Annotated in this window: 14 protein-coding genes and 1 pseudogene; 10 read left to right on the top strand and 5 right to left on the bottom strand. The window is 45.6% G+C overall.

From position 1 onward, the window contains the following. Positions 1-71: 71 nt before the first annotated feature. Positions 72-431: pseudogene (locus MKY48_RS16715) on the top strand (MerR family transcriptional regulator); the annotation flags it as partial. A 137-nt stretch (positions 432-568) separates the two neighbouring features. After that, on the top strand, positions 569-775 hold the full coding sequence (locus MKY48_RS16710) for an SIS domain-containing protein (RefSeq protein ID WP_339289916.1): 207 nt from the start codon (positions 569-571) through the stop codon (positions 773-775). Positions 776-838: 63 nt separating this feature from the next. Here MKY48_RS16710 and MKY48_RS16705 read toward each other — a convergent pair whose 3' ends face one another. Further along, on the bottom strand, positions 839-1,141 hold the full coding sequence (locus MKY48_RS16705; RefSeq protein WP_339289915.1) for a Dabb family protein: 303 nt from the start codon (positions 1,139-1,141) through the stop codon (positions 839-841). Positions 1,142-1,170: 29 nt separating this feature from the next. Continuing rightward, positions 1,171-1,734: an NADPH-dependent FMN reductase gene (locus tag MKY48_RS16700; RefSeq protein ID WP_339289913.1), complete on the bottom strand. Its 564-nt coding sequence runs from the start codon at positions 1,732-1,734 to the stop codon at positions 1,171-1,173. Between the two features lie 193 nt (positions 1,735-1,927). Between MKY48_RS16700 and MKY48_RS16695 the strand changes: the two genes are divergently transcribed. Next, the gene (locus MKY48_RS16695) at positions 1,928-2,806 is read left to right on the top strand and encodes a helix-turn-helix transcriptional regulator (protein ID WP_339289911.1); all 879 of its coding nucleotides are present in this window, start codon (positions 1,928-1,930) and stop codon (positions 2,804-2,806) included. Between the two features lie 904 nt (positions 2,807-3,710). Next, a complete protein-coding gene (ilvB, locus tag MKY48_RS16690; RefSeq protein WP_339293522.1) occupies positions 3,711-5,423 on the top strand; it encodes a biosynthetic-type acetolactate synthase large subunit in 1,713 nt (570 codons plus the stop codon). Positions 5,424-5,982: 559 nt separating this feature from the next. On the opposite strand, the gene MKY48_RS16685 is transcribed toward ilvB, so the two are convergent. Then, positions 5,983-6,621, bottom strand: coding sequence for a TetR/AcrR family transcriptional regulator (locus MKY48_RS16685; RefSeq protein WP_339264747.1), 639 nt, complete (start codon positions 6,619-6,621; stop codon positions 5,983-5,985). A gap of 182 nt (positions 6,622-6,803) precedes the next feature. Between MKY48_RS16685 and MKY48_RS16680 the strand changes: the two genes are divergently transcribed. The 4 genes from MKY48_RS16680 (at position 6,804) to MKY48_RS16665 (ending at position 10,400) form a co-directional block, all read left to right on the top strand. Next, positions 6,804-7,562: an SDR family oxidoreductase gene (locus MKY48_RS16680; protein WP_339289909.1), complete on the top strand. Its 759-nt coding sequence runs from the start codon at positions 6,804-6,806 to the stop codon at positions 7,560-7,562. Positions 7,563-7,620: 58 nt separating this feature from the next. Then, positions 7,621-8,688, top strand: coding sequence for an NADP-dependent oxidoreductase (locus MKY48_RS16675; RefSeq protein ID WP_339289907.1), 1,068 nt, complete (start codon positions 7,621-7,623; stop codon positions 8,686-8,688). Positions 8,689-8,733: 45 nt separating this feature from the next. Continuing rightward, positions 8,734-9,603 (top strand): SDR family NAD(P)-dependent oxidoreductase, encoded by an 870-nt coding sequence (locus tag MKY48_RS16670; RefSeq protein WP_339289905.1) that lies wholly within the window; start codon positions 8,734-8,736, stop codon positions 9,601-9,603. Positions 9,604-10,037: 434 nt separating this feature from the next. Beyond that, on the top strand, positions 10,038-10,400 hold the full coding sequence (locus tag MKY48_RS16665) for a helix-turn-helix domain-containing protein (protein ID WP_339289903.1): 363 nt from the start codon (positions 10,038-10,040) through the stop codon (positions 10,398-10,400). Between the two features lie 110 nt (positions 10,401-10,510). Here the strand turns inward: MKY48_RS16665 and MKY48_RS16660 are convergent, their stop codons facing one another. Together MKY48_RS16660 and MKY48_RS16655 are read right to left on the bottom strand one after the other, a co-directional pair. Next, positions 10,511-11,731, bottom strand: a complete 1,221-nt coding sequence (locus MKY48_RS16660) for an MFS transporter (RefSeq protein ID WP_339289901.1) — start codon at positions 11,729-11,731, stop codon at positions 10,511-10,513. Positions 11,732-11,782: 51 nt separating this feature from the next. Then, positions 11,783-13,207: a hypothetical protein gene (locus tag MKY48_RS16655; protein WP_339289900.1), complete on the bottom strand. Its 1,425-nt coding sequence runs from the start codon at positions 13,205-13,207 to the stop codon at positions 11,783-11,785. Between the two features lie 834 nt (positions 13,208-14,041). Between MKY48_RS16655 and MKY48_RS16650 the strand changes: the two genes are divergently transcribed. Both MKY48_RS16650 and MKY48_RS16645 read left to right on the top strand, forming a co-directional pair. Continuing rightward, complete coding sequence (locus MKY48_RS16650) at positions 14,042-14,278, top strand: M48 family metalloprotease (RefSeq protein WP_339289899.1); 237 nt, start codon at positions 14,042-14,044, stop codon at positions 14,276-14,278. 174 nt (positions 14,279-14,452) lie between these two features. Next, positions 14,453-14,896, top strand: coding sequence for a GNAT family N-acetyltransferase (locus MKY48_RS16645; protein WP_339289897.1), 444 nt, complete (start codon positions 14,453-14,455; stop codon positions 14,894-14,896). Positions 14,897-15,629: the final 733 nt, after the last annotated feature.

Raw genomic sequence — 15,629 nt, 5'->3', positions numbered from 1 at the left:
ATGGAAATAAGTTTGACTTGGAGTATGCTCCAAGATGTATAATGCTCAAAACGGCAATTTAGGGAGGAGACATAATGGAAGAACAAACTTTTACGATCAAGCAAGTCGCCGAGCAAACCGGTATTTCCGAGGATACAATCCGCTATTACGAAAAGATCATGCTGCTACCTCAGGCAGAACGGAAGGAAAACAGGCATCGCTTTTATCGAAAAGAGGACATTTATAGGATCAAGCAAATAACCTGCCTCAAAAAAACGGGAATGTCGCTCGAGGCTATGCGGCCATTTTTGGCTGCCTCAGTCGACTCCGATTCCGTTAATTATCCTGAACTGGTGGATCAATTAAGAAGTCAACGTGAACATATTATGATTCAAATTTCCTCGCTTCAGCAGATCGTTGATTTTATTGACATAAAGCTGAAAGAAGGTAGGCCCCAATAATTAAAGCTTGATGCGGGCTTTTTTATACACGAGTTGTAATCAATGCAGTTACAACTGTAGCGGTTACAACAAATCAAATATTGGAGGTAAAATGATGAAAATTTTAGTTGCAGGTGCAACATGAAAATTTGAACATAATTGTATCCGGATACGATTTACGTCCAGGAGAAACCATCATCATCGTCACTAATAGCGGAATAAATGCGGTTCCGATTGAAGTTGCATTGGAGTGTAAGAAACGCGGTCTGCATGTGTCTGCCTTGACGAACCTTAAACAAATCGGAAGAGCGTTCCCGACATTCGAGCGGTATGCGACTTTTCGAGGTGGCGGATGATGTCCTGGCTACCTATGGTGCTCCGGGAGATGCCATGCTTCAGCATGACAAGTATCGGGAACATTAAGCAAACGGGTAATCCATAACGACGATTCCTTCAACAGACGGGCCAATGGATTGCAATAAACTTTGATGCAGGGGATGCTGAATATAATCTCGGCAAGCCTGTCGCTCCTCAAAAGTGACACATATCCCCAGCGTAAATCCCTGCATAAGCTCTACTTCCTCCGTAACGTTAATCCCGGCGCTAAGTTCCACGATCCCCGGAATGTTCCCTTTAAAGTCATGTGCGCGCTTTATTGCACTTTCTTTTACTTCAATAGAAACATCGGGCTTGAATTTCAATAGCACGATATGCTCAAACATCTTACTCCCTCCAAGGTTTCTTTTTATTTTTAACTTTGGAGCTGCTTCAATTGGGAGAGCTCCTTCATCCATTTCACGAAATTGTCGGTTACAAGATCAAGGTACTGAATGGTAGGTTCATCGGTCAGCTCACCCTTCTCATCAAGCTTCTCATGAACAAGACCAATGTACATTTCATTTCCAGGCAACAGCGGCGAGGAAATACCGGATGCGAACAGAATGTCACGCAGATGACCCTGCGCTTTGACCGATCCCAACAATCCCATGGAAGATCCGACGATCCATGAGGGCTTTCCGATCATGACTCGATCCACGCGGGATAACCAGTCAATCGCGTTCGCCATGACGCCGGGAATGGTCGAATTATATTCCGGAGTGATCCATAACACCGCGTCGGCAGCCGCGACTTTCGCCTTAAAATCAATAACCGGCTGCGGTGGAACGGACTCGATATCCTGATCGTAAAAGGGGAGATCCCGAATGTTCAGCACATCCAACTGAAAAAGATGCTGATAACGGTTTTGAATATAACGGGCTAACTTCAGGTTGTATGAATCTTTGCGAATGCTTCCGACTATGGCGGCTACTTTCATTTTCATCACCTCAATGATAGGGTCTGAATGGAGTTGAACAGGTGGGGCCGATCATCACTGTCTATCCATTCTTGCTATTCCTCCTAAGGAGGACATAAACTAGTCTAAATGGACCCGAAGAGGCTAGGAAGAGATCTAGTTATCGTAGGATTGGGAATCCTACGTTCATGAATGGGTAGGAGGCATGGAGAACATGGCAAACAGATTGGACCGTTATGAGGAATTGTCCCGTTTTTTGCGTTCGCGCCGTGAACGAATAACCCCAGAGCAAGCAGGGTTGCCGGATTCCGGACGCAGACGAACACCCGGACTTCGCCGCAGCGAGGTAGCTCTGCTGGCAGACGTGGGATTGGATTGGTACACCTATTTGGAACAAGGGCGTCATATCAACGTATCCGCTGAGGTCCTTGATCGAATAGCGAAAGTGCTTCGGTTAGATGAATCGGAACGCAGGCATCTGTACCATCTGGCCCGTAAGCAATTTCCCTTGACCGGTACAAAGCAACGCTCTAAGGTAACTCCGGAACTTCAACGTTTTTTGGATAGCCAGAACCTTTCCCCAACGAATGTCATGGATGCGCGCATGAACATCATTGCCTGGAATGAAGCCTACTGCGCATTGAATGGGAATCTCGCGGTTATGTCGGATCGGGAGCGGAATTTGGTCTGGATGACGTTTACTTCTCCCCGTTTCCGCTATGTAAAGGGCGACCAATGGGAACAGCATGCTCGGCGAATCGTTGCTAACTTCCATGCCGGGTATGCGCGTCACGTCGACGATCCTTGGTGGTCCGAGCATTTCGAGGCGCTTTCACAGGCTAGCAGGGAGTTTCGAGAATTTTGGGATTCCCACGAGGTTCTTGATGCTATTGATGCTCCTAAGACGCTGCATTGTCCGAATCTCGGGATCTTGAATTTTGATCTTGTTTCGTTTCATTACTTGAACGATTCTAATTTGACCGTTTCCATTCATGTTCCTCATCCAGATGGCACGGTGGATAAGATGCAGCAACTGTTAATTGATTATCAGAGCCAGCATGGAGAGCAGCTTGAATCTTCTCCAAGAGTTTAGTATAAGAAGGCACTCATAAATGGGTTAAACTTAACGGGTACAAGAACTCAATAAATACAACACGAGAGGTTACAGTGGATCGATCGGCGGCCTCGCTCTGCTTATGGGCAGGATAACTTGATCTAGTTGCTGTTGCCTCATTTTGAGGTGAGACATGAAGCAGCTTAGTATCCATTCGGTTTGAAAAAAAGTCGAGTCTGTGCTATTATCAGAAAAATCCAAATATAGCGAAGAAGAGAAGGCTATGCAATAGCGTTTATGTCCAGAGAGCAGAGGGATTGCTGAAACCTCCGTCGTAACGTATGTATAGTGTCGTCTCGGAGCTGTTGACCGAACGCGGAAGGCGTGATTGCACGCCCGCAAGTAGGATCAACCGGCTTGGCATCCGTTAACATGCTGCAGGTAAAGCAACGGCTTTACCTCATGAGACTGCAATTGCGAGGTTGCAGTAAACTTGGGTGGTACCGCGATTCCCCTTTCGTCCCAAGGCTTCTAGCAGCTGCTATGAGCCTTGGGAAGGAAGGGGTTATTTGTTTATTACCAGCAGGCGATGAAGAGAAAGCCGGCAAAGGCGCTTATGCCCAGAGAGCAGAGGAAACGCTGAAACCTTTGCCTTAACCCTTTGTATGGTGTCGTCTCGGAGCTGTTAACCGAAAGCGGCTGGTCTCATTCCATGCCCGCAAGTAGACTTAACCGAAATGGTGCTCGTTAACGCGCCGCAGGTAAGGCATCAGCCTTACCTCATGAGGCTGCATTCGCGAGGGTGGCAGCGAACTTGGGTGGTACCGCGAAAAATTCCCCTTTCGTCCCTGTATGAGCTGACTTGATCGAATGTCAGTTTGCTCAGGAGGAGAGGGGATTTTATTTTGCAAAGGAGGCTGCCCAAGTGGAACAGCAATTAGGAATGACGAATGAAACAACGACGCCATCAGAGGAATATATCACCGGTTCGGAGGTGCTTTTGCGCGGCTTGCTGCAGGAAGGCGTAGAGTGCGTATTCGGCTATCCGGGAGGTAATGTGCTCTATATTTACGACGCGATGGTACATCAGCCTGAATTCAAGCATATCTTGACCCGGCACGAACAAGGCGCGATTCACGCGGCGGACGGCTATGCTAGGTCGACGGGGAAGGTTGGGGTATGCATCGCGACATCCGGTCCAGGAGCAACAAATCTGGTTACCGGCATCGCAACCGCCTATATGGATTCGGTGCCGCTGGTAGTCATAACGGGGAACGTATCTACGACTGTCATGGGCACGGATGCTTTTCAGGAAGCGGACATTATTAGCATCACGATGCCGATTACGAAGCACAGCTACATGGTTCGCGATGTACAAGACCTTCCTCGCATCATCCATGAAGCGTTCTACATTGCAAATACGGGCCGCAAAGGCCCTGTCTTGATCGATATTCCAAAAGACGTGACCAACCAGCGGATGGCGTATCGTCCAACGGACACGGTTCAGTTGCGCGGATACCATGGAGCCCCAGAACCAAATCCGGCAGAAATAGATGCGCTGCTTCAGGCGATTGCAGAAGCGCGCAAGCCGGTTATTATCGCAGGCGGCGGCGTTGTCTATGCGAACTCCTCCCAGGAGCTGATCAAATTCGTCCACACTACGCGGATTCCGGTCGCGACGACTCTGCTCGGCCTCGGCGGGTTTCCAAGCGATGACGAGTTGTGGTTGGGCATGCTCGGACATCATGGCGTATATGCGGCGAACATGGCGGTGCAGAATGCGGATCTCATTATTTCGATCGGCTCGCGTTTCGATGACCGGGTCACGATGAAGCTGGACGGGTTTGCGCCTCAGGCCAAACGTATCGCCCATATCGATATCGATCCTGCGGAAATCGGCAAGAACGTCAAGACAGAGATCGCGTGCATCGGCGATATTAAAAACGTGCTGGCTTATGCGAACACGAAAGCGCAAGCAGCTCAGACGGATACCTGGCTCGAGCAGCTTCAAGAGTATACGGTGCAGCATCCGCTTCGGTATACCGATTCGGATACTGTCATTAAACCGCAATATGTGCTCGAGATGATTAGCGAGACGACGCAAGGAGATGCGATCATCACCACTGATGTAGGCCAGCACCAAATGTGGACCGCGCAGTTTTACCGCTTTAAGCATCCTCGCTCACTCATCACATCGGGCGGTCTTGGCACGATGGGCTTTGGCTTCCCGGCTGCGATCGGCGCTAAAGTCGGAAATCCAGATCGCCTCGTCGTCTCGATCAACGGCGACGGGGGCATGCAGATGTGCGCGCAGGAGATGGCGATCTGCGCGATTCATCAGATTCCGGTCAAGATCGTGGTCTTGAACAACCAGGTGCTCGGCATGGTTAAGCAGCAGCAGGAATTGATGTACGAACGACGCTACAGCCAGATTGATCTGTCCGGCAGTCCGGACTTCGTCAAGCTTGCGGAAGCATACGGAATCAAGGGTTTAAGGGCAACGACAAAGGCCGAGGCCTCCAAGGTCTGGCTTGAGGCGCTGCAGACAACAGGACCTGTGCTCGTCGAGTTCGTCATCCCGACCAATGAGAACGTGTACCCAATGGTGCTTGCCGGCACGACGCTGGACAAAATGATTCTAGGGGACGACGAATAATTGCGCCGAAGAGCGTCGTTTAAGTCTCCGGATCGCTCCTGTGGTGCTCAGGCATGGAACGCGGTGGGGATAAGTTAACGGGGATGATAGCTCGGAAACATACGGCAGCCGGCAAGGTGATCGGCTGCCGTTTCCGTTGAAGTAACGAGGAGGAGAGCGAAGTAGCAATACGTTTGGTGAACTTGAGGGAAAACCTGGGGGCGTGAAAGAGTTTGGACAGTTCAACTATAGTAATAGACCTCTTAAGGAAATACAAAGCGAACAAGAAATGGACTCTAGCCCAGAAAAGTTACTAGCAACCACCGTCAACGTTGCCTTAGACAAGCAAGCCACTATTCTAGAAATGCTGCTGCATCAATTCAGACAATTGCTACTCACACTTGATATGCGGAGTGCTGTTCACTGTTAGTTCGGAAAGACAATTAAATCGGAGATGTATTGGCGGAAATAGCAAAGAGGGGCGGATCCCCTCTTTTTTCATCGTTGTAAAACTAGTGGGCTTTTGTTCGTTGCTCTTCTCCTCGACGGCGAGTTGTCCGAGTACCAACTGACGCTTCACTTATGAAATGGCTTGCAAAATATTAACGATCTTCATTTCAATATTGGAATTGTCTATGATCTTCAGATATTCAGGTTTTAGCAATTGATACTGCTTCATGTAGTAGAAATCCATAATCGCTTGTTTCAAAGTGATATCATACTGAATCGAAAATGACGGATCGATAAAGCGTCGCAGAACAGCGTCATCTTGAACCATAAACAACACGGCATTCAATCTGTTGAAAATCTGTTGCTCCATACCGGATTCAAAAAAAGTTTGTAAGCTTTTATTCCGATTTTGTAGGGCAACGGACAGATTCTCAAAATGGTGTGGATAAAATTCCTTAAGGTCTTGCAAGAACAAATCAGAGATATACGCGGCACACATCAAAGATTGTAAAAATGTTAATTGAAAACGATCCAAAAAAGAGACGGAATCGTCTTTGACAACGGTGTCAGCCTTCTTCGAATAATCAATGTAATAATCCACGACTTGTTCGATGATGTCGTCTTTGGAGGAAAAATGCTTATAGAGTGTCACTTTGCTGATATCCATATATTTAGCGAGATCGTCGACTTTCAGTTGACTGAATTTTGTTTTTCTTATAATGGGTTTTATTTTTTCCACATATGTATCTACACTCACAGCTTTTCTCACGGATAAGTACCTCCCTTTGATGCCTATAAAACATATTATAACAAATTTGCGACCCTTTATGTATGAAATTAATTAAGTAAACTAATTTAATTAAATTAGTTTACTTATTAAATTTATTGAAGTATAATCGCTCCTGTACCTAATCATCCGATTACGGATTATACAAAGGGAGGACGATTTAAATGGAACTATTCAGTAAGGGCAAATTCTCTGACAAAAAGGTCGTGATCACAGGAGGTAGCAGCGGAATCGGCCTTGCGACGGCGAAGTTGCTAGTGGATGAAGGCGCACACGTTCTGATTACTGGACGTACTCAGGCGACGCTGGATGCGGCTCGTGAACAACTTGGAAACAACGCGATCGCGGTCTTAAGCGATGCCGCCTCAATGAAGGATATCGCCGCATTAGCCGATCAAGTGGAGGCTGAATTTGGAACAATAGATGCCCTGTTTGTTAACGCTGGTGTCACGGGGTTTGTCCCTTTCGAGACAATGACAGAAGAAAAGTACGACGAGATACTTACAATCAATGCCAAAGGACCGTACTTTACCGTGCAGAAACTCGCTCCGTTGCTAGGCTCAGGTAGCGGGGTAGTCCTTACCACCTCAATCGTGAACGTAGTGGGTCTCCCTATGCTCAGTGCTTACGCAGCTAGTAAGGCGGCGCTGCGCTCCATGACTCGGGGTCTGGCGCGCGAGTTATTACCTCGAAATATTCGCGTCAACGCAGTCAGTCCCGGCGTTATTGACACAGGCATCATGGAAAAGTCAATGCCGGAAGAAGCTGCCAAGCAGACAAAGGCACAGATGAGACAACAGATCCCAATGCTGCGTTTAGGCGATCCAGTTGAGGTAGCCAAGGCTGTTGCATTCCTAGCATTTGAGGCCACCTATACCACCGGGTCTGAGTTCCCTGTCGATGGAGGCGGCTCCCAGATCTAAGCTCCTCAGTTCGCACACCTGACTATTAAAGCGAGGGCAGGGGACATAGCTTCCCATCATGACACCCTGCCTTCTAGTGAACTTTATAGTTAAGGATTTCGTTGTTTTCCTTGGAAGACCGTTCGATATCACAGAGAACACGATTTTATCAGAGCAAAATGGAGGGAACATCACAATGGAGAATACCATGCGGACAATCCGGTTTCACGAATACGGAGAACCAACTGATGTCTTGTGCTTGGATGAAGTGGCGATCCCAGAGCTAGGGCCGGGACGCATTCGCGTGAGAGTACGCGCTTGCGGCTTAAATCCGGTTGACTGGTTGACGTGCCAAGGCCACTTTGCCGGTCAACTGCCCTTGCCTCGCGGAATCGGGCTGGACGTAGCAGGTATTGTAGATGCAATCGGAGAGGGCATAACCGATGTTGCCATCGGCGATTCCGTTCTGGGTGCCGCAGATTTCATGAATGGATCGAGCGCCGGTGCGTCGGATCAAGCGATTATGTACTACTGGTTCCGTATGCCGGCCGGACTCGACTTTGTTCAAGCTGCAGCGTTGCCAATGGCAGTCGAAACCGCTTACCGTGGCATTGATACTCTTGGGGTGAAATCGGGTCAGACCGTACTCGTGCACGGAGCCGGCACCACGGTAGGGTTCGCCGCCGTTCAAATTGCCCTCATGCGCGGTGCCCGCGTGATCGCAACCGCTGGTCCCACCTACGCCGACAAGCTCCGCTCAATGGGGGCGTTGGTTACCTCGTACGGTGATGGAATGGTCGAACGAGTGACCGAACTGGCAAAGCAGCCGGTTGATCTCGCCCTGGATACGGCGCCAATCAGCGGTTCATTGAAAGATCTGGTCCAAATCGTCAACGGGCATCCCCAGCATGTCCTTACCGTCAGCGATTTCGCCACAGCCGCTGAACTTGGCGTTCGCACCAGCTATGGAGAACTACATACCGCACGTTATGACGTTGTCGGCGACTTTGCCCAATTCGCAGCGGACGGCAAGTTCACTATTCCGGTCGCGAAGACTTTCGAACTCAAAGAATGGCGTTCAGCTGTTCAAATCAGCCAGAGCAGGGGTGCCCGCGGTAAACTGATCCTCCTGCCCGACTCCGACTGATAAGCACATATAACCGATGAAATTCTGAATGAAGGAGGACATGAATTGAGTAAGAACCAACGAGAACATATTGCACTGATTACAGGCGCAAGTAACGGGATCGGGTTGGCATTGACCCGGAAAATGCTGTCGGAGAACTGGCAGGTGGTTGCTTTAAACCGGTCGGATTTTCCAGAGGACGATAGATTCCTCCAAAATCATCTCAAGGACGGACGGCTCCGAGCCTATAAAGTGAAGGATCTCACCGATTATGACAGCTTGAGACACTCTTTGGAAGAAATAAAAAGCAAGGAACAGTGGATCGATATTTTGTTTAACAACGCCGGAGGAGGCTTAAGTGAGCTGCGCTATTCGAAACAAGGCCGCGAATTGCATTATGAATTGTTGACGGTCGTTCCTTATATTGTTCTGATGGAATTGAAGGAGCTGTTGAAGAACGGCAGCTTAAAAACGGTGATTAACACTTCGTCGCAGGTGTTTAGATTTACGAAGGAGTTTACGATCGAAAAATTGGAGCATCCCAAAACCTTCCGCAAAATGTATGGACCATATGCGACTTCAAAGCTGGCTCTTTCGTTGTGGACCCAAGCCGTCGCACCGCAGCTTGCCAAGGAAGGCATCAAGATCCGCAGCGTTGACCCGGGCATTAACAACACGCTAAGAAAAGGAAAAGATTCCGGACTGACCGCAGGGTTTGAACTGTTTATGAAGTTTTTTTCCTCTCCGCCTACTCATGGAGCCAAACTATTATATGAGGGAGCTCTGGGCAAAAACAGCAATGAGACTGGCGTGTTTCTGTTCAAAGATCGGATTGCGGACTTGAAATTTACAGAACATGCGCAGCGTGTGCTGGACAAAATCTCCGATATATATAGTCATGAATTTCTTGGAGGGAGTGTTCAAGTTAATGGCTGAGTTCCAGAAGCGCAAAGCGCCGGTTGGGTTGGAACGGCCGTTAACCTGCTTGGCAAGGGAGATGAAAGCAATTTTTACCTGACTGTGAGTCGAAAAATATACTCACATCGATCTAAACCAAATTTGTATCCAAGCAAATAAGGTCGTATTACAGTTGAGCAGATCCAGGATTATAATCTGACATTTGCTCGACTTTTTTTGTTTTAGGAAATAGGGGAAAGAGAAGGGGAATGAGGATTTCTTCTCGAATCTTATCTCAGAGGCTATCTCAGGCTAGACCTCCTTTATTAATTTCATACTAATCGGTCCAGAAGTCCTTGACAAGAATTAAGTGCTTGAACATAATATATGGAATGAATGGTATGTAATTCGAATTGGCTGAAGAGAGACAACTTACTTTTACACAATCTTTTCTAAAAAGGATGTGTCGACAGATGATAAACTTTAGAGACAAAGAATATCGGTGTACCTCGGAAATTGTACTCGGCTTAATCAGTGGGAAATGGAAGATATCCATTTTAAACCGCTTAGCAAAAGGTCCAGTACGGTATAATGAGCTGCGACGGGAACTTCCTGAAGCAACCCAACGTATGCTTACGATGCAGCTAAGAATGCTAGAAAGCGACGGACTTATTATTCGCAAGGTTTATCCTGTTTCACCGCCCAAAGTGGAATATTGCTTATCTCAGCTAGGTGAGCAACTTGCCCCTATGCTCATCATGTTATGCGATTTTGGAACCAACTATATCGAAAACTTTCCCGATGAAGTATTGTACACAAATCACAAGAATGCATAATAAGCTACAATCTGCCCATTTACCATTAACCTTGCCTTTGATCGGGCTCTTTTGATACTCGAAAAGCAGGAGGTACTTTTCCAAATTACCTCCTGCTTTATATGTCTTAATTATATATTTCCTTCGTATTGCTCACGCAGTGCATTATTCTCTTTAGTCGTACTAGCAGTTCCTTGCTTCAAACGATAGTTGACCCATGCTAACACTGCTGCGAGTACGGCCACAATCCCCCCAGACCAGGATAGATCAATAAGCTTCATGTTTGTAGTGACAAATCCACCTAAAGCGGATCCGATCGCAATGCCAACATTGTTGGCAACGGAGGTTAAGGACGAGGCTAAGTCTCTTGCCTCCGGAACATGCTCATCGGCAAAATCAATGAAGTACAACTGCATCGTCGAGTTCATAAGATAAACAACAAGAGCCATGAATAAGATGCTGACAAGTCCCCCAACAAGAGAGCCGGAAGTAAAATAAAGTGACACCAAGATGACAGCTTGAGCCAGAAGCACATAGCGAATTTTTCTCATCCCGTCTCCGATAGCCAGCTTTCCTCCGATTAGCGTGCTGAAAATAGACACAACACCATACAGTAAAAAGATGAGACTAATATAACGAGCCGGAACAAAAAGCACATCCTGAAGCAAAGGAGCTAAATACGTATAGATGCTATAAGTAGCTGCTATACTTAACATCATAATGGCGAAAGCAAGCACAATTCTGGCATAAGCGAGCAATCTGAGTTGTTTTGTGAGTGAACTGTGTTTTCCTTTTAGTCCTCTAGGAATGGTTGCGATGCTTGCTATCAAAGAAATGATTCCCAACAATGTGGTAAACCAGTAGGCCAAATGCCACCCGCCCCATTGTCCGATAAAAGTGCCAAGGGGTACGCCAAGGACGCTCGCCACAGTGAAACCAGTAAAGATGATGGAGATCACCGGCCCTCTTTTTTCCGGAGGCATGACTTCACTTGCCACTGACATCGCGAGTGCAATCAAGACGCCGGTAACTACGGCCGTGATTATTCTGGACACCAGAAGCAGGCCATATGATCCTGATAAAGCCGTGACGATATTCCCAACAATAAATATGCTGAGCAAGACAAGGATGAGCGGGAATTTGGAAAATCGGCTGAATAATGCTGTGAAGACCGGGGTACCAATAGCAAAGGTAAGCGCAAAAGCCGTCACCAGAAAGCCTGCAGTCGATATGGCGATTTTCATATCTGTGGCAACTTCAGATAATAATCCGACCATCAAAAACTCACTGGTCCCCAGAATAAAGGTCAACAAAAATAAATTCATTGTCAAAAACTTTTGTTGTCTGGTCAATATAGATTCGCCCTTTCTATCCAAAATGTACGGTGGATTTCATTTCACGACTTACAGTACTAGAAATTGCGTACCGAAGCCTTTGCCGGAAACATAAGCCGCTTCCAGTTCCTCCTGATCTCCTTTATCCAATAAAACTACATTTTCGGGATAGAGTTTGCCTAGTAAAGCCCATAGGACAAGTTCGTTTTTGCCAGTCGGAATGAAATGGATGCCATCTGCATTGGTGACCAATCCGGAATGCGAGAGAATGTCTTCAGCAGGGTGCCAGTTAATGTATTCTCGTTTTATAAATTCGCTCCCGGCATAGCTGCTTCTTTGTGGCCGATATAAAAAGCGCTGCCCCCTAAAAAGTTGACCAAGATCTACTGCAACCTCGTTGCCTTTCATCTCCAAACTGAACTGTAGGGTCGTTCGATCTGTACTGGTATTTGGAAGCAACCGGGCAATAGATGGTTCATAGTAATCCTCCCCATATTCAGGAAGCAATTCGTCGTCTGCCGGTGTTCCTTTTCCTGCCTCTTTACGGGGCGCGGAATAATAATCATCATATTCATAATCGAAGGAGACCGCGGCCAAACCTTCTGCATCTTCTACCTGTATCGTTTGTACGGGATGCCATCTCAGGAGATAACGGGATGCCGTACGGGCAGACTCACCCAAACCAGCCGGCAAAACGGTACCTAGACGATATTGGAAGCCGTAACCGACTTTTTCCAACCCTGAACTAACCACACTTTGTGCATACTGGATGATCGATTTATGTGTCAATTTTTTCTTGAACAGTTGCGTTAAGAATACTTCTCGGGATGGCTCCAGAAAACGCAAGCCTTTGAATTCCCTATATTCCTTGACTTCAAACGGAACCTCTTCCCAATTGGCAAATGGCAACAAGGCATCCCTAAGTAAAACGAATTGGTGTAAGTATTCATTATAAATCTGCATAATCCTTGGTCCGCCGAATGGTCCCCAAACCTGAGCAGTGGCTTCCGGGGTCAGCGGATGACCATAACAGTGGCTTCGAAATTCCAGTTCACTAAGCGTTTCTGACCCATACTCAGCCAATGTCTTTTTCTCAGCATTGATCTCTCTGTCCCAGCTTACCAATTGTTCTCCGATACGTACCGCTTGAGCTCTGATCTCTTTACCAGCATGATCTTCAAGTTCCAATGATTTTAAGGGCAAAGATGACAAACGTCCGGAAATCGCCAAATTGGCTAACAGGCTATCTAAGAGTACTGTCGGATCGCTGTTCACTGGTTCGCCCAGCTGAACCAGCATGGCCTCAAGCATTTTATCGAGTTCGATAACAATCTCTTTTGCTCGATATACGCCTGCAGGCAAATTCCAATCCATGTTCGAGTTTGCGCCCTGTCTGATGGAGTTGACTGGCTTGTTGTCAATGAGCCGCTCAATATCTATGGTTTCTCCCCAAACGATCTTCTTCTCTTTCAAAATAAGTTGATATTCCTTCATTTCTTAGCACCTCACCTATGGTTTTTTTAACGACCGTGTGTCGCTCAATCAATTATGGATCGATCGTTCTGTATGTAAGGTTATCACCCTTACTAATTGGTGAAAAGTAGGCACTTTTTTGTGGGAACGGAACATTTTTGTGGGGTAGGATACATTTTGATACTAGAAATGGACGTGATACAAAGACCGACTCAGCATGTACCAATGTTGTCTTAAAAGAAAAGAAGGGCGGGAAAGATTTTTGAGCAATGATGTGAAGTCAAATTTAGATACTATGTAATAAATCAAATCAAGGAACCATCATTGAACTAACGGGAGACGATAGGTCAATATAGCCTTATGAATGAAGCCGGCTTTTTACCGCCTGTCTTTGCTTAGCTTCGGCTAGATAAAGGTTAATCTCATTAGTAAGTATGGTAATTACAGAAAGTCTCATTCTATGAGACTTTTTATATCGTTTAATGAGAGACTAGCTAAATTAATCCTCGATTTAGCTAGTCTTTTTTCTGGCAGAAATGTGGAGAGGTAAATTTGTAATTGTCGAGGGACATGAACATGGTCCCTTAGAAAGTCGCTAATTTAGCGGCTCTTTTGTTTTATCGGTATAAGTTCTTGTCCCGAGTCGAGGTCAAGAACTTGTACCGATTACGGATTAGATAGGTATCTAACTGGGTTTTCCATGCAATTTCATTATGCTAATGGGCAGGATAGTTGAAATAACACACATTAATAAGCAGGCGCTGATACCTGCTTATATCAAAGTAACAATGTATATTAAGATAAAGTGATAAATGAAATTGTTGAGACAGATCAGCAGAAAAAAGAGTAACAATGATGGAGTATTTTCGTCATACTTGTGTCGCGATCCGTTATGAAAATATTCGAAAATGCATTCAGAAAGTTAATGAACAACTGCTTAAACATGTGATCGAGCATGAACTGGCCCACTATAAACGAAAGGATACGATCTGGAATATGGTGGGCAGTCTGTTTTTTCATTTAATGATAGAGCTAGCGATAATATGGTTCTACCGTAAAAGAGAGGAACGGCTATTGAATGGCATCAATTAAATATGATAGAGTAGATAACTAAAGTGTAATGTGTTTGATTGCAAATCGATTAATATAATTCCGAAAAGAGTGGTAAGCATGAAGTCATATATCAATTGGAGATATACGATCACCATCTACAAAAAAGTGATGAAAGGAGCGTGATAAATTAAAAAGAAAAAGGAGCAGAACGAAATGATACAAAACAGAAAAGCAACTGTTAATGACTATGATATGATAATAAATCTTTGGGAAAGATCGGTAATGGCCACTCATCATTTTTTGAGTTTCAAGGATAAAGAGGAAATCAAAAAAGAATTACCCATGTATTTTCCTCATCTTGATGTACGTCTCTGGTATACCGAAGACTCTATCATTGGTTTTACCGCCATCAATGAAAATCACTTGGAAGCACTATTTCTCGATCCCGATAAAATTGGCAAAGGGTATGGGAAACAAATTATGCAAATATGCATCAATGGTTTTGGGATCACGTCCGTTGATGTGAATAAACAAAATGAGAATGCAACAAGGTTTTACTTAAAAAGTGGTTTCGGAATAACCGGTGAAGATTTGACGGATGGAGCAGGCCGCCCATACCCCATTTTACATTTGAAATACAATGAACAGCAGAAGTAATTCTTCTGTCCAGGCTGTCGAGAAATCGACAGCCTTCTAAATAACTATTGAATATCTTTTATGACAGCACACAAATGTTTAATGTTTTGCGAAACATAACGTTACATAACTATTACTGTGATTCAACAATTCTGTTAGAGGAACATCGATGGAATGATGGTTGATGGAACAAAAAATCAAACGCGCAAAGTCAACTCGAACAAAAAAGCATTACTCTAATCATTAAGAAATGATTTTTGTTTAGTTGAACCATAATGCTAACGGGAAACGATAGCTTATTCAAAATAAGAAGGCAGCTGATCATTGTGATCGGCTGCCTTTGTTAAACTAACGGGCAGGTTACCTTAATAATACAAACCTTCTTATAAATCTTTTTAAGGTGCGGATCTTTTTCTGTTATCAAAATGATTCAATCCTTTGGGACAGGAAATCAAGAACTACTTGATTGAATTCTTGAGGTGCCTCGACACAGCAACTGAGAGGCTCGGAGTAAATCTGCAGAAGTTGTTCGAGTTCTTAATATTATGGATCACCTTCGTTCGAGCTGCTTCTTTCCTTTGGGAAGGGAAGAAGTACTCCCAGAAACGATTCGTTATGAATGACTCTATGGCTTTCCTGCGTCCTTTCAAACGGAGATTGATATAATTTTTTGTTCCTTGCCACAAGATGTCGAGGGACAAGAACACGATCCCATATAAAGTCGCTGTTTTAGCGGCTTTTTTGTTTTAACGGT

Origin of the sequence: Paenibacillus sp. FSL W8-0187 (genome assembly GCF_037969755.1) — a bacterium.
Lineage (GTDB): Bacteria > Bacillota > Bacilli > Paenibacillales > Paenibacillaceae > Paenibacillus_AQ.
This window is presented reverse-complemented; position numbering and strand designations above follow the sequence as displayed.

Coding starts and splice junctions, on each gene's coding strand:
- MKY48_RS16705 (WP_339289915.1), bottom strand. CDS start 1,141: ATGTTTGAGCATATCGTGCTATTGAAATTCAAGCCCGATGTTTCTATT.
- MKY48_RS16700 (WP_339289913.1), bottom strand. CDS start 1,734: ATGAAAGTAGCCGCCATAGTCGGAAGCATTCGCAAAGATTCATACAAC.
- MKY48_RS16695 (WP_339289911.1), top strand. CDS start 1,928: ATGGCAAACAGATTGGACCGTTATGAGGAATTGTCCCGTTTTTTGCGT.
- ilvB (WP_339293522.1), top strand. CDS start 3,711: ATGACGAATGAAACAACGACGCCATCAGAGGAATATATCACCGGTTCG.
- MKY48_RS16680 (WP_339289909.1), top strand. CDS start 6,804: ATGGAACTATTCAGTAAGGGCAAATTCTCTGACAAAAAGGTCGTGATC.
- MKY48_RS16675 (WP_339289907.1), top strand. CDS start 7,621: ATGACACCCTGCCTTCTAGTGAACTTTATAGTTAAGGATTTCGTTGTT.
- MKY48_RS16665 (WP_339289903.1), top strand. CDS start 10,038: ATGATAAACTTTAGAGACAAAGAATATCGGTGTACCTCGGAAATTGTA.
- MKY48_RS16655 (WP_339289900.1), bottom strand. CDS start 13,207: ATGAAGGAATATCAACTTATTTTGAAAGAGAAGAAGATCGTTTGGGGA.
- MKY48_RS16650 (WP_339289899.1), top strand. CDS start 14,042: ATGGAGTATTTTCGTCATACTTGTGTCGCGATCCGTTATGAAAATATT.
- MKY48_RS16645 (WP_339289897.1), top strand. CDS start 14,453: ATGATACAAAACAGAAAAGCAACTGTTAATGACTATGATATGATAATA.